Genomic DNA, 15,842 nt, shown 5'->3' on the forward strand with positions numbered 1-15,842 from the left:
TTGTAACGAATGACCCGCTCCCTCGCCCCGCATGCCGCACATCGCGTCGTGCTCGACTCGAACGTCTGGATCGACATACTCGTATTCGACGACCCCGCCACGCGCCCGATCCGGGCCGCGCTCGAACGCGGCACGCTGGCCGCCGTCATCGACGGCCGCTGCCTGAACGAACTCGAACTCGTGCTCGATTATCCGCAGTTTCAGGCGCGCGCGATCGACAAGGCCGAAGCGCTCGCGACCGTCGCACGCCTGACGAGCCTCGTCGAGCCGCCGCCCGTGGATGCCGGCGCGCCACCCCTGCCGAAGTGCAAGGACCGCGACGACCAGAAGTTTCTCGAGCTCGCGCGCGCCGCGCAGGCCGACTGGCTCGTGTCGAAAGATCGCGCGCTGCTCAAGCTCGCAAAGCGCACCGCGCGCGACTTCGGCTTCCGGATCGCGCAGCCCGCGCCATTTACCGAAGCCTGCGCGCTCGATGCCGCGTTGGCCGTCACCGCCACCACTACCACGCCGGCCTGACGAGCCCGGCGCCACCGCTTGCGACCGTATCGATGAACGCTCCTTCCGACATGCCTACGACTCCCGTTTTCCCCTCGCGCCTGCCGAACGTCGGCACGACGATCTTCACGGTCATGAGCGCGCTCGCCGCCGAGAAAGGCGCCGTGAACCTCGGCCAAGGCTTCCCGGATTTCGACTGCGACCCGCGCATCGTCGACGCGGTCGCGGCCGCGATGCGCAACGGTCACAACCAGTATCCGCCGATGGCCGGCGTCGCGCCGTTGCGCGACGCGATCGCCGACAAGATCGCGCAGGTCTACGGCCGACGCTACGACCCGGCCACCGAGATCACGGTCACGGCCGGCGCGACGCAGGCGCTGCTGACGGCGATCCTGTGCGCGGTCCATCCGGGCGACGAAGTCATCGTCATCGAGCCGACCTACGACAGCTATCTGCCGTCGATCGAGCTCGCGGGCGGCAAGCCCGTGTTCGTTACGCTGGACGCGCCCGACTACACGATTCCGTTCGATCGCCTGGCCGCGGCGATCACGCCGAAAACGCGGTTGATCATGATCAACACGCCGCACAACCCGACCGGCACCGTGTGGCGCGAGGCCGACATGCGCAAGCTCGAGGAGATCGTGCGCGGCACCAACGTGCTGATCCTGTCGGATGAAGTGTACGAACACATGGTCTACGACGGCGCGCGGCATGAAAGCGTCGCGCGCTACCCGGAACTGGCCGCGCGCAGCTTCATCGTGTCGAGCTTCGGGAAGACCTACCATGTGACGGGCTGGAAGGTCGGCTATGTCGCGGCGCCTGCCGCACTGACCGCGGAGTTTCGCAAGGTCCATCAGTTCAACGTGTTCACGGTGAACACGCCGATGCAGATCGGGCTCGCCGACTACCTGCGCGATCCGGCACCGTACCTCACGCTGCCCGACTTTTACCAGAAGAAGCGCGACTTCTTCCGCGCCGGCCTCGAGCGCACGCGCTTCAAGCTGCTGCCGTGCCCCGGCACGTACTTCCAGTGCGTCGACTATTCGGCGATCAGCGATCTGCCCGAAGCGGAATTCTCGAAGTGGCTCACGTCGGAGATCGGCGTGGCGGCAATTCCGGTGTCGGCGTTCTATCACGAGCCGCACGAATCGGGCGTCGTGCGCTTCTGCTTCGCGAAACAGGAAAGCACGCTCGCATCCGCGCTCGAACGGCTCGCACGCCTGTAATTCGTGGATGGGCGGGCGCGGTGCGGCACCGCGCCCGCGCCCGTGCTTACGAACGTGCGGCGCTCGTCGCCTCGACATAGGCCTTGCGATCGGCCGCCACGCGCTGCGCGGCCGGCCGCTCGCCGACCAGCTTCGCGTGCGCCTTCCAGTCGATGCCGGCATCGAGCAGGAAATCGCGGCCGAAGACGGCCTTCGTCGCCATTCCGATCACCGGCAGATGGATCGCCGCGGCAATGTCCGCAAGACTGAACGTGTCGCCGAGCACGTAGGGCGAGAACCGCGTCATCTGCTTGAACGCGTCGATCGCGCGCGGCAGGCGCTTTTCGACATGCGCCTTCATGCCGTCGCTGACCTTGCCGCCGAAAAACGCCTCCGTATAGACCTCGCGCGCGGTCCATTCGAGATACAGCTCGAGCGTCTCGACGAGTTCGCGCACCTTCGCTGCTGCGAACGGTCCGGCAGGGAAAATCGCCTTGTCGGGATAACGTGCGGCGAGATACTCGACGATCACCTGGGATTCGAACAGCGCACCCTCTTCCGTCTTCAGGAACGGAATCTTGCCGAGCGGCGAATCGGCGAGCAGTGCGGGATCGCAGATCGGCAGGCTGCATGCCGACTCCTCGAACGGGATGCCGTGTTCGAGCAGAACGAACTTCACCTTGTTGTAATAGTTGGACAACGGAATACCGCACAGCTGTAGCATCGGAGTCTCCTTCGTTGCTGAAGCACGGCCGAGCCGACGCCGGCCGCATCGGGATGCGTCGCGCTGAAAAGCACGTTCGTGCTAGTCTAAAGCAGTTTCGCGTCCGTCACGACAACAATGCATCCGCTGCGGCAGCATCCTCACGGGTATGCGCGTGCGCCCGCGTAGCGCGCGGTGCCGCAGCCTCGCCATCCGATGGAGACACACTCGCATGAGTGCTGAACTGCTGGCCTCGCGTCCGCTCGAGAGCGAATCGACGCTCGTCCTCACGCTGTCCAATCCCGGCGCGCGCAACGCGCTGCATCCCGACATGTATGCGGCCGGCGTCGAAGCGCTCGCCACCGCCGAGCGCGATCCCGCCATTCGCGCGGTCGTGCTTACGGGCGCCGATCGTTTCTTTTGCGCGGGTGGCAACCTGAACCGGCTGCTCGAGAACCGCTCGAAGGACCCGTCCTACCAGGCCGACAGCATCGATCAGCTCGCCGCATGGATCACGGCGATCCGCGAAACGACCAAGCCCGTGATCGCGGCCGTCGAAGGTGCGGCGGCCGGCGCGGGCTTTTCGCTCGCGCTCGCATGCGACCTGATCGTTGCCGCGCACGACGCGAAGTTCGTCATGTCGTATGCACGCGTCGGCCTCACGCCCGACGGCGGCGGCTCGTGGTTCCTCGCGCGCGCACTGCCGCGGGCGCTTGCCGCCGAAATCCTGTTCGAGGGCAAGCCCGTCGCGACCGAGCGCCTGCATGCGCTCGGTGTCGTCAATCGGCTCGCCGCGCCCGGTGCCGCGCTATCCGACGCGCTCGCGTGGGCCGACTCGCTTGCCGGCATCTCGCCGAATGCGCTCACGCGCATCAAGTCGCTGCTCGACGATGCGACCGCACAGCCGCTCGATGCACATCTGGGCACCGAGCGCGATCACTTCGTCGCGTCGCTGCATCATGCGGATGCATTGGAAGGCATTACCGCATTCCTCGAGAAACGCCAGCCGCGCTACAAGCGCTGAGCTGCACGCCGCAGCGGCGCTTGCGCCGTTGCGACGACGCGCACGCGCACGCTGCCCGTTTCCGTCGCCTGCAGCCCGCATCGATCCATGCTCTAATGACCGCCTGTCGCGGCGCCCCGCCGGCGCCGTTTTCGCGCATGCAACAAAGGAGTTGACGATGATCGACGTCTACAGCTGGGCGACCCCGAACGGCCACAAGGTACACATCATGCTCGAGGAAACGGGCCTCGCGTATCGTGCGCATCCGGTCGATATCGGTGCGGGCGACCAGTTCAAGCCCGAATTCCTGAAAATCAGCCCGAACAACAAGATCCCCGCGATCGTCGACGCGGACGGCCCCGGCGGCAAGCCGATCTCGCTGTTCGAATCGGGCGCGATCCTCGTGTATCTGGCGGAAAAGACCGGTCAATTCCTGCCGACCGAGCCGGCCGAGCGCTATGCGACACTCGAATGGCTGATGTTCCAGATGGGCGGCGTCGGCCCGATGCTCGGGCAGGCGCATCACTTCCGGCTGTATGCGCCGGAGAAGATCGACTATGCGGTCAATCGCTACACGAACGAAGCGAAGCGCCTGTACAACGTGATGGAAAAGCGCCTCGGCGAATCCGAATATCTCGCCGGCGACACGTACACGATCGCGGACATCGCGACGTTCCCGTGGACGCGCTCGTGGCAGAACCAGGGCATCGTGCTCGACGAGCTGCCGAACGTGAAGCGCTGGCACGAAACGATTGCCGCGCGTGCAGCCGTGCAGCGCGGCGTCGAGGTACTCGCGTCGCTGCGCAAACCGCTGCAGGACGACAAGGCCCGCGAGATGCTGTTCGGCGCGACGCAATACGCGAAGCACTGACGAAGCACGCAGCGTGCGACGCGGCGGCATCCGTCGATGCCGCCGCGCGCATCGTCAGAAGTAATGCAGCGTAATGAATTCCGCCGCGCAAACGAGCAACGGCACGTCCGGACGCTCGACCTGAATCGACACCGACCACGTCACCTGCACGCCGCTCCGCGCGGCCTCTGCCGCCTCCTTCACCGCGAACAGCGCACGCACGCGCGCACCGACCGGCACCGGCTTCAGGAACCGCACGCGGTTCAGTCCGTAGTTCACGCCCATCTTCTGCTCGAAGCGCATCGCGTCGGTCATCAGCGCGGGAATCAGCGACAGCGTCAGGAATCCGTGCGCGATCGGGCCGCCGAACGGCGACTCGCGCCGCGCCCGTTCGGGATCGACGTGAATCCACTGATGATCGCCGGTGGCGTCGGCAAAACCATCGACGCGGCGCTGGTCGATCTCGACCCAGCCGCTCGCCAGCGGCTCCGCGCCAACACGCTCGTGCAGCGCCTGCGCCGACGCGATCAGCGGCAGTGTCACGTCCGTCATGCGCCCGCTCCTTGCGGATGACGCAGGCCGAAGATCACCTTGGTATGCACGGTGATCACCGTGTCGCCGGCGCCGTTGACGCCGATCCACTCGGTCGACACGATGCCGCGATCGGGCTTGCTCTCCGATACGCGCTTGTCGTGGATCTTCTGGTACATCGTGATCGTGTCGCCCGCGCGCACGGGCTTGAGCCAGCGGATCGAGTCGATTCCGGGCGAACCCATGCTGGTCGAATCCGGTCCCAGCTTCTTGACGAGCAGGCTCATGAATACCGAACACGTATGCCAGCCGCTTGCCACCAGGCCACCGAACGGCGATGCCTTGCCGGCCGCTTCGTCGAGGTGGAACGGTTGCGGATCGTAGCGTTGCGCGAACGCCTTGATGTCGTCCGATTCGAACGTATAGCGGCCGATTTCGGTCGTACTGCCGACTTCCAGATCTTCGTAACTGATACCCACTGTCTGTCTCCCATGGCGCGCGCACGCGCCGCCGTCATGCTGCGTCGGTCAGCGCGAATTCCGGCAGTGCCGCGATGCGCGCAAGATGATGATCGGTGTCGCCGAGTGTCGTCTCGATGATCGACAGCCGCTTGAACAGGTGTGCGGCGGCGACCTCGTTGGTCACGCCCATGCCGCCGTGCAGTTGCACCGCCTGCTGGCCGACGAAGCGCGCTGCCGCGCCGACCCGCGCCTTCGCGGCCGACACTGCCTTGCGGCGCGCATCGGCGTCGCCGCTCGCGTAACGCACCGCAGCCAGGTAAGTCAGCGAGCGCGCCTGCTCCGCGTGAATCAGCATGTCGACCATCCGGTGCTGCAGCGCCTGGAAACGTGCAATTGGCACACCGAACTGTTCGCGCGTCTTCGTGTATTCGACCGTCGCGCGATTCAGCTCGTCGAGCGCGCCGACGGCTTCCGCGCAGAGCAGGAAGGTCGCGTAATCGGCGATCTGCTCGAGTGCGGCCGCATCGCGTGCGCCGCCCGTCAACTGGCGTGCGGGCGTGTCGTGCAGCTCGATCGTCGCGGCGCGCTGGCCGTCGATCGTCCGGTAGTCGACGACCTTCGCTCCCGGCGCATCGCGCTCGACGACGAACAGGCCGATGCCGCCGCCATCGACACGCGCGGGCATGATCCACGCATGCGCCTGGGCGCCGTGCTGAACGACCGATTTGGTCCCGGTCAGCCGATACGTGCCGCCCTGATTGCGCGCGTGCGTGTCGAGTTCGTACAGGTCGTAGCGTGCCCGCGGTTCGTGGAATGCCACGGCCAGGCGCTTCTGCCCTTGGGCGACCGCTTCCAGCAACGCGGCATCGTCGCCCGTGCCCGAACCGGCGACACGCAGTGCCTCGATGCCGACCGCCGTCGCCCAGTATGGCTCGACCACGAGCGAGCGGCCGAGCTCCTGCATCGCGACCAGCATGTCGACCGGGCCGCCACCGAAACCGCCCTGTGCATCGGGCACCGGCAGCGCGGTCAGGCCCAGCTCCGCGAATGCGCTCCATTGCGTGTCCGACACGCCGGCATCGCTTCGCACGATGGCCTGGCGCGCGTCGAAACCGTATTGCTCGCCGAGATAACGGCGCAGCGCGTCGGCAAACTGTTGCTGCTCGTCGGTAAAGCTGAAATCCATGGTTGTCTCCGTTCCCTGATCACAGCCCCAGGATCATCTGCGCGATGATGTTCTTCTGAATCTCGTTCGAACCGCCGTAGATCGACGTCTTCCGGTAGTTGAAATAGTAGGCGGCGAGCGGCGCGGCATCGTCGTCGCCCGCGCAGCTGTGTTCGCGCTCGCCCTCGAGGAAAGGCACGTCGAACGGCGCTGCGAGCGGCCCGATCGCCTCGAACATCAGCTCGGTGAGCGCCTGCTGCACCTCGGTGCCCTTGATCTTCAGCATCGATGCCTCCGGGCCCGGCCCCTTGCCGCTCGTCTCGCGGCTCACGACACGCAGCACCGTCACCTCGAGCGCCATCAGCTCGACTTCGAGCGCCGCGACCTTCGCGGCGAACACGGGATCGGCGAGCAGTGGCTTGCCGTTCTTGCGCTGGTTCGACGCCACGCGCTTCAGGAATGCGAGCTCGCGCTTCGACGCGCCGACGCGCGCGATGCCGGTGCGCTCGTGGCCCAACAGATATTTCGCGTAAGTCCAGCCGCGGTTTTCATCGCCGACGAGATTCTCGACGGGCACCTTGACGTCCTCGAAGAACACTTCGTTGACTTCGTGATCCTCGTCGAGCGTGATGATCGGGCGCACCGTGATGCCGGGCGTCTTCATGTCGATCAGCAGGAACGAGATGCCCTCCTGCTTCTTCGCCGCGGGATCGGTGCGTACGAGACAAAACATCATGTCCGCGTACTGGCCGAGCGTGGTCCATGTCTTCTGGCCGTTGACGACGTAGTGGTCGCCGTGACGTTCGGCGCGGGTGCGAAGCGATGCGAGATCCGACCCGGAGCCCGGCTCCGAATAGCCCTGGCACCACCAGTCGGTGCCGTCGAGAATGCGCGGCAGATAGTGGCGCTTCTGCGCTTCGCTGCCGTATTTCATCAGCACCGGCGCGACCATCGATACGCCGAACGGCAGCACGGTCGGCGCGCCGATGCGTGCGCACTCCTCATCCCAGATGTGACGCTGCGTCGCGTTCCAGCCCGGACCGCCATATTCGGGCGGCCACGCGGGTGCGGACCAGCCACGCTGGCCGAGAATCCGGTGCCAGCTCGCGAAATCCTCGCGGTCGAGTCGTTTGTGATCGAGTACCTTGGCGCGCAGTGCGTGAGGCAGATTGGCCTCGAGCCAGGCGCGGACGTCGGCGCGGAATGCGTCGTCGGCGGGGGAATAATCCAGATCCATGCGCAGTGTCTCCTGGCCGCGGCCGTCCCCGGCCCAGGACACACTGCGTACGTCATTGCAGCGGTTCTTTCAGCGCGGCAGGAATCGGCAGCGGCATCACGTCGATGCCTTCTTCGACCAAGGATTGCGCATCCTCCGGCGTCGTGACGCCACGAATGCTCCGCGCCGGCGCCTCGTTGTAATGGATGCGCCGCGCTTCCTCGGCGAAGCGCTCGCCCACGTTCTCGGTCTTCTCCAGCACCTCGCGCAGTGCGCGCATCACCTGCGCCTGCAACGCACGCGGATCGGCCGGCTGCGCCTGCGTCGCACCCGACAGGTTCAGGCGCGGCGCCGACGGCATCCGGGTGATCTCGGTCGTCCCGCACACCGGACATTCGACCAGATTGCGGGACAACTGCGCTTCGAACTCATCGGCGGAAGCGAACCAGCCTTCGAACCGATGACCGTGCGGGCACTGTAAATCGAGGACCTTCATGCTGAATCAGGGCGTGTGGCGAGTGTAGCGCAAAACGCGCTTTTGTGAACGATCGTGCTAAACCAGGATCGCGCGGCCGGACAGCGGCCGCGTCACAGGATTGTAACGCGGCGCTCCACCCGCCGCTGACGCGCCGTCAGGGCTTCTCGACCGGGCCGAGCGGCCAGGTGCCGGACAAAACCTTGTCGAGCCACATCGCGCCGATGATCGTCTTCACGTCGGTGATCTGGCCCGTGCGCACCCACTCCTGCAGGTCGGGCAGCGTCGCCGTGAAGGTTTCGAGGAACTCGCCTTCGTCGAGCTTGCGCTCGCCGGCGGTCAGCCCACGCGCGAGATACAGGTCGATGAATTCGGTCGAATAGGAAATGATCGGGTGAATCCGCGCCAGGAACACGTATTCGCGCGCCGTATAGCCGGTTTCCTCGCGCAATTCGCGCACCGCGCAAGCAAGCGCGCCCTCGTTCGGATCGAGCTTGCCGGCCGGGAATTCGGCCATGACCTTGCCGATCGGATAGCGATACTGGCTTTCCATCAGCACGCGGCCGTCGTCGAACAGCGGGATCACCATCACCGCGCCGGGGTGCTGGACGTATTCGCGCGTGGCCTGCTTGCCATCGGGCAAGCGGACGGTATCGCGCTTCAGCTTGAGGAACGCGCCGTCGAAAATCGCCTCGCTCTCGAGGCAGGTTTCGGTCAGTGCGGCGTCGTGATTGGGTAGTTCGGCCATCGGCAGCTCCGGAGGAATGAGCACGCGACGGCCGGAGCCGTCAGCGTCGTTTGACGAGATACTGGAACGTGAAGCCGGGAAACGCGAACACGACGAAGAGACTGAACGTGATCGCGTAGAACTGCCAGCCTTGTTCGAAGCGGTTGCCGGCGCGCGATTCGAGCCAGAAGCCGAGTGCGCCGACGACGAAATACAGCACGATCAGCTCGCCGATCCGAACCCACGCATTCTTCTTCGTCGCACCGATCGGCACGACGGCGAAGAGGCGTTGGTTCAGGAACGGCACGTTGGCGCCCGCAAGCGCCAACAGCACGATAAACCAGCCGGCTGCCGACATTACAGCGGCAGCGTGTGACGAATTGCCTGCAGGCAGGCCGTCAGCAGCGGGCTCGGGATCAGGCCGAGCACGACAACTGCGATACCGTTCAGCACGAGGATCGTGCGCTTGCAGAAATCGCCGGTGACCGGGGTCGCATCCTGCGGTGCATCGAAGTACATGAGCTTGACGATGCGCAGGTAGTAGAACGCGCCGAACAGCGACGTGATCACGGCCAGCACGGCCAGCCACGTGAGCCCTGCGTTGACGGTCGCCTCGAGCACCGCAAGCTTCGCGTAGAAGCCGACGGTCGGCGGAATACCGGCCAGCGAGAACATCATGACCATCATCACGAACGCGAACACCGGGCTGCGCTTGTTGAGGCCCTTGAAGTCGTCGATCGTTTCGGCTTCGAAATCGCGGCGTGCGAGCAGCATCACCACGCCGAACGAGCCGAGCGTCGTGATCAGGTAGACGATCGCGTAGAACATCGCCGAGCTGTACGCGTTCGCCGGTGCGGTCGCGTCGCCCTTCACGATGCCGGCGAGCAGGCCAAGCAGGACGAAGCCCATGTTCGAGATCGCCGAGTATGCGAGCATCCGCTTGATGTTGCGCTGGACGATACCGGTAATGTTACCGACGATCAGCGACAGCGCGGCGAGGATCACGAGCGCGGTCTGCCAGTTCTGTGCGAGCGGCAGCAGGCCCATCACCAGGAAGCGCAAGCCCCACGCGAACGCGGCAACCTTCGGGCCGCCGCCGACGAACAGCGTCATCGCGGTCGGTGCGCCCTGGTAGACGTCCGGCACCCACATGTGGAACGGCACGGCGCCGAGCTTGAATGCGATACCGGCGACGATGAAGATCACGCCGAACATCAGGACGGCCGCATCGGTGTTGCCGCCGACCGCCTTGTACACCTCGCCCAGCTCGAGCGAGCCGGTCGCGCCGTAGAGCATCGAGATGCCGTACAGCACGAAGCCCGACGCGAGCGCGCCCAGCACGTAGTACTTCATCGCGGCTTCGCTCGACTGTGCGGCATCGCGGCGCAGCGCGATGACGGCATACAGCGACAGCGACATCAGTTCGAGGCCGAGATACAGCGTCAGGAAGTTGTTGCCCGACACCATCACCAGCTGACCGAGCAGCGAGAACATGCCCAGCAGGAACACGTCGCCGCGGAACATGTCGCGGTCTTCGAGGTACTTGCGCGAATAGACGAGCGAGACCGCGAAGCCGAGCGACACGACGGCCTTCATCATGCTCGCGAACGAGTCGACGACGACCATCCGCGAGAAGAAGTAATACTGCTGCGGGTCCAGCGCCTGAACCGCGAACCACACGCCGGCGACGATCGACGAAACCACCGCGATCAGATAGGTCAGGCGGCGGCCGGCGGCACCGGTAAAGGTGTCGTTCAGCCATGCGACGACGATGGCGACCATCACCAGCGCGTCAGGCAACAGGACATTCATAGGTGCGTTCATGATCTTGATTTCCTCCGCTCGCGATTACTGGGCCAGCGGCAGCTTCGACTGCGCGACGTGGGAGAGGAGGTTTTCCACGGAAACGTGCATCACGTCGGTGAAAGGCTTCGGATACAGGCCCATCAGCAGCGTGAACGCGGCGAGCACGGCCAGCATCGTGAATTCGCGACGGCCGATGTCCTTCAGCTTGGCAACGTGATCGTTCGCCACCGCGCCGAAGTACACGCGCTTGTACATCCACAGCGTGTAGGCAGCGCCGAGGATCAGCGTGAATGCCGCGCCGAACGCGATCCAGAAGTTGTACTGGACGGCCGCGAGAATCACCATGAACTCGCCGACGAAACCCGACGTACCCGGCAGGCCGCAGTTGGCCATCGAGAACAGCATCGCGAATGCCGCGAACTTCGGCATCACGTTCACGACGCCGCCGTAATCGGCGATCTGGCGCGAGTGCACGCGGTCGTACAGCACGCCGATGCACAGGAACATCGCGCCCGACACGAAGCCGTGCGAGATCATCTGGACGATCGCGCCTTCGACGCCGAGCTGGTTGAAGATGAAGAAGCCGAGCGTGACGAAGCCCATGTGCGCGATCGACGAATACGCGACCAGCTTCTTCATGTCGGCCTGCACCATCGCGACGAGGCCGATGTAGATCACCGCGATCAGCGACAGCGTGATCACGACCGGTGCCAGGAAGTGGCTCGCGTCAGGCGTGATCGGCAGCGAGAAACGCAGGAAACCGTACGCGCCGAGCTTCAGCATGATCGCCGCCAGCACGACCGAGCCGCCCGTCGGCGCTTCCACGTGCGCGTCCGGCAGCCAGGTGTGCACCGGCCACATCGGCACCTTCACCGCGAATGCGAGGAAGAATGCGATGAACAGCATGATCTGCGGCGTCATTGCGATCTTCGCGTTCTGCCACGTCGCCAGATCGAACGAATGCGTCTGCGTGTACAGATAGATCAGCGCGACCAGCATCAGCAGCGAGCCGGCCAGCGTGTACAGGAAGAACTTGAATGCCGCATACACGCGGTTCGGGCCGCCCCACACGCCGATGATGATGTACATCGGAATCAGGGTCGCCTCGAAGAACACGTAGAACAGCAGGCCGTCGGCCGCCGAGAACACGCCGATCATGATCCCGGACAGGATCAGGAACGCCGCGAGGTACTGCGCGACGTTCTCGGTGATCACTTCCCATGCGGCGATCACGACGATCACGGTGATCAGTGCGGTCAGCACGACGAACCACATCGAGATGCCGTCGACGCCGAGGTGATATGCAATGTCGAAGCGTTCGATCCAGGTCGACTTCTCGACGAACTGCAGCGCAGCCGTGCTCGAGTCGAAGCCCGTGATCAGCGGGATCGTGACCGCGAGACCGAGCAGCGAACCGATCAGCGCGACCCAGCGGGCCGTCCCCGGATTTTTGTCGTTACCCACCGCGAGCACGAGGAGGCCGAAAACGATCGGCAACCAGATCGCGGTACTGAGAATCGGAAAAGCGTGCATTAGTTGTCCCCCCGCCTTATTTGCCGCCGAGCGTTACAAACAGGGTCAGGAGCCCCAGCATGCCGATGATCATGGCGAACGCGTAGTGATAGATGTAACCGGATTGGAGGAAGCGGATCACGCCGGCGAACCAGCCGATGAACCGGGCGCTGCCGTTGACGAGGCCGTCGATCACGACGACGTCGCCTTCCTTCCACAGGCCGCGGCCGATCGCCACCGAACCACGGGCGAACACCACTTCGTTGATCTTGTCCATGTAGTACTTGTTGTCGAGCAGCGTGTAGATCGGACCGAACGCGCGGCGGATCGACGCCGGCAGCTCCGGACGCTTCAGGTACAGGAACCACGCGACGACGACACCGGCGAGCGCCAGCCACACCGGCAGGCCCGACACCGAGTGCAGGCCCATGCCCACCCAGCCGTGGAACTCTTCGGCCATCTCGGCCAGCGCCGGATGGTTTTCGCCGATGAAGATCACCTTGTCGAATGCGACGCCGTGCTGGAAGAAGTCGCCGAACAGCATCGGGCCGATCGCGATCGCGCCGATGATCACCGACGGAATGGCCAGCAGGACCAGCGGCACCCACACGACCCACGGGGTCTCGTGCGGCTCGTGCGCGTGGTCGTCATGACCGTGGCCATGGCCGTGATCGTCGTGACCGTGCGCGGCCGCCATGCCCATCGGCGATTCCGGATGCTTCGGCTTGCGGAAGCGCTCTTCGCCGTGGAACACCAGGAAGTACATGCGGAACGAGTACAGCGCCGTGACGAACACGCTCGCGACGACCGCGAAGTACGCGAAGCCCGAACCCGGCAGGTGCGACAGCTTCACCGCGTCGATGATCGAGTCCTTCGAGTAGAAGCCCGAGAAGAACGGCGTGCCGATCAGCGCGAGCGAACCGACGAGCGATGTGATCCACGTGATCGGCATGTACTTGCGCAGGCCGCCCATGTTGCGCATGTCCTGGTCGTGGTGCATGCCGATGATCACCGAACCGGCGCCGAGGAACAGCAGCGCCTTGAAGAACGCGTGCGTCATCAGGTGGAACACGGCGACCGGGTAAGCGGACACGCCGAGCGCGACGGTCATGTAGCCGAGCTGCGACAGCGTCGAATACGCGACGACACGCTTGATGTCGTTCTGGACGATCCCGAGGAAGCCCATGAACAGCGCCGTGATCGCACCGATCACCGTGATGAACGACAGCGCGGTATCCGACAGCTCGAACAGCGGCGACATGCGCGACACCATGAAGATGCCGGCCGTCACCATCGTTGCCGCGTGAATCAGCGCGGAGATCGGGGTCGGGCCTTCCATCGAGTCGGGCAGCCACACGTGCAGCGGGAACTGCGCCGATTTACCCATCGCGCCGATGAACAGGCAGATACAGGCGACGGTCAGCAAGCCCCAGTCGGTGCCCGGGAAGTGCAGGCTTGCGAGCTCGGCACGCTTCGCGAACACTTCGCCGTAGTTCATCGAACCCGCGAACGCCAGCAGCAGGCCGATGCCCAGCAGGAAGCCGAAGTCGCCCACGCGGTTCACGAGGAACGCCTTCATGTTCGCGTAGATCGCGCTCTCACGCGTGAAGTAGAAGCCGATCAGCAGGTACGACACCAGACCCACCGCTTCCCAGCCGAAGAACAGCTGCAGGAAGTTGTTGCTCATCACGAGCATCAGCATCGAGAACGTGAACAGCGAGATGTACGAGAAGAAGCGCTGGTAGCCGTCTTCTTCCGACATGTAGCCGATCGTGTACACGTGCACCATCAGCGAGACGAAGGTCACGACGACCATCATCATCGCGGTCAGCGAATCGACGAGGAAGCCGACTTCGAGCTTCAGCGAGCCGACGTTCATCCATTCGTAGACGGTCGCATTGAAGCTCGCGCCGCCCATCACGTCGACGAAGACTTTCGCCGACAGGAGGAACGCGATCAATACGCCGAGGATCGTGATCCGGTGTGCGCCCTTGCGCCCCACTGCGTTCCCGAACAGCCCCGCAATCAGCGAGCCGGCCAGCGGAGCGAGCGGAATCGCCAGCAGCAGGTTTTCATTGAGTGTCGTTGACATAACAGCGTTGCCTGAAATTAACCTTTGAGCTGATCGAGATCCTCGACATTGATCGTGTCGAGCTTACGGAACAGGGTCACCAGAATCGCGAGACCGATCGCGGCTTCCGCTGCGGCGACGGTCAGCACGAAGAACACGAAGATCTGGCCGTGCACGTCGCCGAGATAGTGCGAGAACGCGACGAAGTTGGTGTTCACCGCCAGCAGCATCAGTTCGATCGCCATCAGGATGATGATGATGTTGCGGCGGTTCAGGAAGATCCCGACGATCGCGATCGCAAAGAGGATCGCGCCGAGCACGAGGTAATGAGCAAGAGTCAGCATGGTTTTCCTTTCCTCCGCTTAGCCGTTGGTGCTCGTACCGGCTTCGCTCTGCGCCGTTTCCGGCTGCGGCTTGTCCGCTTCCATCTTCACGAGGCGCACGCGGTCGCCGCGGCGCACCTTGACCTGATCCGACACGCGCTGGCGCTTGCTGTCCTTGCCCTTGCGCTCGGTCAGCCCGATCGCGGCAATGATCGCGACCAGCAGCACCAGGCCGGCGATTTCAAACGCGAAGATGTAGTCGGTGTAGATCACCTTGCCGATCAGTCGCGTGTTCGACCAGTCGGCCATCGCGCCCGTCGCCATTGCGTGCACCGTGTTCGTGTCGCCGTAGCCGCGCCACAGGATCAGCGCGGTCTCGACCACGATGATCGCGCCGACGACGGTCGCCATCGGCACGAAGCGCTTGAAGTCGCGGCGCAGGTAATCGATGTTGATGTCCAGCATCATCACGACGAACAGGAACAGCACCATCACGGCGCCCACGTACACCAGCACCAGCAGGATCGCGAGGAACTCCGCCTCCAGCAGCATCCAGATCGCGGCAGCGTTGAAGAACGCCAGCACAAGGAAAAGCGCAGACGCCACCGGGTTGCGCGAAGTGATCACCTTCAGCCCTGATACCACCAGGAGCAGCGCGAAGATGTAGAACAGTACGGTCGTGAATTCCATGATTACCGGTTCATCGTTAGGCCATAGTCAGGCGCGGCTTGCGGGACGCTCTCGCGTGCCGCACCCGTCGCGGCGGCTCGGCCCGTTGATGCCGGGCCGGCACTGCAAACACAATCAACGATACGGCGCGTCGGCGGCCTTCGCCGCGGCGATGTCCTTCTCGTAGCGATCGCCCACCGCGAGCAGCATTTCCTTCGTGAAATACAGGTCGCCGCGCTTTTCGCCGTGGTACTCGAGAATCTGCGTCTCGACGATCGAATCGACCGGGCAGCTCTCTTCGCAGAAACCGCAAAAGATGCACTTCGTCAGGTCGATGTCGTAGCGCGTCGTGCGGCGCGTGTTGTCCGCGCGCGTTTCCGATTCGATCGTGATCGCCATCGCGGGGCACACGGCCTCGCAGAGCTTGCACGCGATGCAGCGCTCTTCGCCGTTTTCATAGCGGCGCAGCGCGTGCAGCCCGCGGAAACGCGGCGAAATCGGGGTCTTCTCTTCCGGGAACTGCACGGTGAACTTGCGCCGGAACGTGTAACGACCGGTCAGCGCGAGCCCCTTCAGCAGTTCCGTCAGGAAGAAGGTCTTAAAGAAGTGTTGGATTGCCGTCATGATTTC

The 15,842-nt window shown here is 64.3% G+C and carries 18 protein-coding genes; 4 read left to right on the top strand and 14 right to left on the bottom strand.

What is annotated here, in order from left to right:
• The first annotated feature begins 9 nt into the window (after nt 1-9).
• On the top strand, nt 10-516 hold the full coding sequence (locus WS51_RS21515) for a putative toxin-antitoxin system toxin component, PIN family (protein ID WP_059447991.1): 507 nt from the start codon (nt 10-12) through the stop codon (nt 514-516).
• Nucleotides 517-548: 32 nt separating this feature from the next.
• Nucleotides 549-1,721 carry a pyridoxal phosphate-dependent aminotransferase gene (locus tag WS51_RS21520; protein ID WP_059868782.1) on the top strand — a complete coding sequence of 391 codons (1,173 nt, stop codon included), beginning with the start codon at nt 549-551 and terminating at the stop codon, nt 1,719-1,721.
• A 46-nt stretch (nt 1,722-1,767) separates the two neighbouring features.
• On the opposite strand, the gene WS51_RS21525 is transcribed toward WS51_RS21520, so the two are convergent.
• Nucleotides 1,768-2,424 (bottom strand): glutathione S-transferase family protein, encoded by a 657-nt coding sequence (locus WS51_RS21525; protein WP_059502594.1) that lies wholly within the window; start codon nt 2,422-2,424, stop codon nt 1,768-1,770.
• Between the two features lie 211 nt (nt 2,425-2,635).
• Here WS51_RS21525 and WS51_RS21530 point away from each other — a divergent pair, with 211 nt between their 5' ends.
• Together WS51_RS21530 and WS51_RS21535 are read left to right on the top strand one after the other, a co-directional pair.
• Nucleotides 2,636-3,427, top strand: a complete 792-nt coding sequence (locus WS51_RS21530) for an oxepin-CoA hydrolase, alternative type (protein WP_069229762.1) — start codon at nt 2,636-2,638, stop codon at nt 3,425-3,427.
• Between the two features lie 157 nt (nt 3,428-3,584).
• Nucleotides 3,585-4,277 carry a glutathione binding-like protein gene (locus tag WS51_RS21535; protein WP_059502762.1) on the top strand — a complete coding sequence of 231 codons (693 nt, stop codon included), beginning with the start codon at nt 3,585-3,587 and terminating at the stop codon, nt 4,275-4,277.
• A gap of 54 nt (nt 4,278-4,331) precedes the next feature.
• On the opposite strand, the gene WS51_RS21540 is transcribed toward WS51_RS21535, so the two are convergent.
• The 13 genes from WS51_RS21540 to nuoI all read right to left on the bottom strand — a co-directional run bounded on the left by WS51_RS21540 (nt 4,332) and on the right by nuoI (nt 15,836).
• Nucleotides 4,332-4,808, bottom strand: a complete 477-nt coding sequence (locus WS51_RS21540) for a MaoC family dehydratase (RefSeq protein ID WP_059447996.1) — start codon at nt 4,806-4,808, stop codon at nt 4,332-4,334.
• Nucleotides 4,805-5,266 (bottom strand): MaoC family dehydratase, encoded by a 462-nt coding sequence (locus WS51_RS21545; RefSeq protein WP_059447997.1) that lies wholly within the window; start codon nt 5,264-5,266, stop codon nt 4,805-4,807. Before WS51_RS21545 ends, WS51_RS21540 begins: the two co-directional genes overlap by 4 nt.
• A 34-nt stretch (nt 5,267-5,300) precedes the next feature.
• On the bottom strand, nt 5,301-6,434 hold the full coding sequence (locus tag WS51_RS21550) for an acyl-CoA dehydrogenase family protein (protein ID WP_069229763.1): 1,134 nt from the start codon (nt 6,432-6,434) through the stop codon (nt 5,301-5,303).
• A 19-nt stretch (nt 6,435-6,453) separates the two neighbouring features.
• Nucleotides 6,454-7,650, bottom strand: a complete 1,197-nt coding sequence (locus WS51_RS21555) for an acyl-CoA dehydrogenase family protein (protein WP_059808471.1) — start codon at nt 7,648-7,650, stop codon at nt 6,454-6,456.
• Between the two features lie 52 nt (nt 7,651-7,702).
• Nucleotides 7,703-8,125, bottom strand: coding sequence for a DUF1178 family protein (locus WS51_RS21560; RefSeq protein ID WP_059448000.1), 423 nt, complete (start codon nt 8,123-8,125; stop codon nt 7,703-7,705).
• A gap of 136 nt (nt 8,126-8,261) precedes the next feature.
• Nucleotides 8,262-8,852 carry an NUDIX domain-containing protein gene (locus WS51_RS21565; RefSeq protein ID WP_059448001.1) on the bottom strand — a complete coding sequence of 197 codons (591 nt, stop codon included), beginning with the start codon at nt 8,850-8,852 and terminating at the stop codon, nt 8,262-8,264.
• Between the two features lie 40 nt (nt 8,853-8,892).
• Nucleotides 8,893-9,189 carry a DUF2818 family protein gene (locus WS51_RS21570; protein WP_059448002.1) on the bottom strand — a complete coding sequence of 99 codons (297 nt, stop codon included), beginning with the start codon at nt 9,187-9,189 and terminating at the stop codon, nt 8,893-8,895.
• Nucleotides 9,189-10,643 (bottom strand): NADH-quinone oxidoreductase subunit NuoN, encoded by a 1,455-nt coding sequence (gene nuoN, locus WS51_RS21575; protein ID WP_174905840.1) that lies wholly within the window; start codon nt 10,641-10,643, stop codon nt 9,189-9,191. Before nuoN ends, WS51_RS21570 begins: the two co-directional genes overlap by 1 nt.
• A 36-nt stretch (nt 10,644-10,679) precedes the next feature.
• Nucleotides 10,680-12,170, bottom strand: a complete 1,491-nt coding sequence (locus tag WS51_RS21580) for an NADH-quinone oxidoreductase subunit M (RefSeq protein WP_059448004.1) — start codon at nt 12,168-12,170, stop codon at nt 10,680-10,682.
• 16 nt (nt 12,171-12,186) lie between these two features.
• Nucleotides 12,187-14,241 carry an NADH-quinone oxidoreductase subunit L gene (gene nuoL / locus WS51_RS21585; protein ID WP_059448005.1) on the bottom strand — a complete coding sequence of 685 codons (2,055 nt, stop codon included), beginning with the start codon at nt 14,239-14,241 and terminating at the stop codon, nt 12,187-12,189.
• 17 nt (nt 14,242-14,258) lie between these two features.
• The gene (gene nuoK, locus WS51_RS21590) at nt 14,259-14,564 is read right to left on the bottom strand and encodes an NADH-quinone oxidoreductase subunit NuoK (protein ID WP_004185739.1); all 306 of its coding nucleotides are present in this window, start codon (nt 14,562-14,564) and stop codon (nt 14,259-14,261) included.
• A gap of 18 nt (nt 14,565-14,582) precedes the next feature.
• On the bottom strand, nt 14,583-15,233 hold the full coding sequence (locus tag WS51_RS21595; RefSeq protein ID WP_059448006.1) for an NADH-quinone oxidoreductase subunit J: 651 nt from the start codon (nt 15,231-15,233) through the stop codon (nt 14,583-14,585).
• 114 nt (nt 15,234-15,347) lie between these two features.
• The gene (nuoI, locus tag WS51_RS21600) at nt 15,348-15,836 is read right to left on the bottom strand and encodes an NADH-quinone oxidoreductase subunit NuoI (RefSeq protein WP_011885529.1); all 489 of its coding nucleotides are present in this window, start codon (nt 15,834-15,836) and stop codon (nt 15,348-15,350) included.
• Nucleotides 15,837-15,842: the final 6 nt, after the last annotated feature.

This window comes from Burkholderia territorii, assembly GCF_001718335.1.
Lineage (GTDB): Bacteria > Pseudomonadota > Gammaproteobacteria > Burkholderiales > Burkholderiaceae > Burkholderia > Burkholderia territorii.

Excerpts from the sequence above, each read along its gene's own strand:
- WS51_RS21550 (WP_069229763.1), bottom strand. The coding sequence starts at position 6,434 with ATGGATTTCAGCTTTACCGACGAGCAGCAACAGTTTGCCGACGCGCTG.
- nuoK (WP_004185739.1), bottom strand. The coding sequence starts at position 14,564 with ATGCTGACTCTTGCTCATTACCTCGTGCTCGGCGCGATCCTCTTTGCG.
- WS51_RS21520 (WP_059868782.1), top strand. The coding sequence starts at position 549 with ATGAACGCTCCTTCCGACATGCCTACGACTCCCGTTTTCCCCTCGCGC.
- WS51_RS21540 (WP_059447996.1), bottom strand. The coding sequence starts at position 4,808 with ATGACGGACGTGACACTGCCGCTGATCGCGTCGGCGCAGGCGCTGCAC.
- WS51_RS21570 (WP_059448002.1), bottom strand. The coding sequence starts at position 9,189 with ATGTCGGCAGCCGGCTGGTTTATCGTGCTGTTGGCGCTTGCGGGCGCC.
- WS51_RS21530 (WP_069229762.1), top strand. The coding sequence starts at position 2,636 with ATGAGTGCTGAACTGCTGGCCTCGCGTCCGCTCGAGAGCGAATCGACG.
- WS51_RS21535 (WP_059502762.1), top strand. The coding sequence starts at position 3,585 with ATGATCGACGTCTACAGCTGGGCGACCCCGAACGGCCACAAGGTACAC.
- WS51_RS21580 (WP_059448004.1), bottom strand. The coding sequence starts at position 12,170 with ATGCACGCTTTTCCGATTCTCAGTACCGCGATCTGGTTGCCGATCGTT.
- WS51_RS21565 (WP_059448001.1), bottom strand. The coding sequence starts at position 8,852 with ATGGCCGAACTACCCAATCACGACGCCGCACTGACCGAAACCTGCCTC.
- WS51_RS21525 (WP_059502594.1), bottom strand. The coding sequence starts at position 2,424 with ATGCTACAGCTGTGCGGTATTCCGTTGTCCAACTATTACAACAAGGTG.
- WS51_RS21515 (WP_059447991.1), top strand. The coding sequence starts at position 10 with ATGACCCGCTCCCTCGCCCCGCATGCCGCACATCGCGTCGTGCTCGAC.
- nuoL (WP_059448005.1), bottom strand. The coding sequence starts at position 14,241 with ATGTCAACGACACTCAATGAAAACCTGCTGCTGGCGATTCCGCTCGCT.
- nuoI (WP_011885529.1), bottom strand. The coding sequence starts at position 15,836 with ATGACGGCAATCCAACACTTCTTTAAGACCTTCTTCCTGACGGAACTG.
- WS51_RS21560 (WP_059448000.1), bottom strand. The coding sequence starts at position 8,125 with ATGAAGGTCCTCGATTTACAGTGCCCGCACGGTCATCGGTTCGAAGGC.
- WS51_RS21595 (WP_059448006.1), bottom strand. The coding sequence starts at position 15,233 with ATGGAATTCACGACCGTACTGTTCTACATCTTCGCGCTGCTCCTGGTG.
- nuoN (WP_174905840.1), bottom strand. The coding sequence starts at position 10,643 with ATGAATGTCCTGTTGCCTGACGCGCTGGTGATGGTCGCCATCGTCGTC.
- WS51_RS21555 (WP_059808471.1), bottom strand. The coding sequence starts at position 7,650 with ATGGATCTGGATTATTCCCCCGCCGACGACGCATTCCGCGCCGACGTC.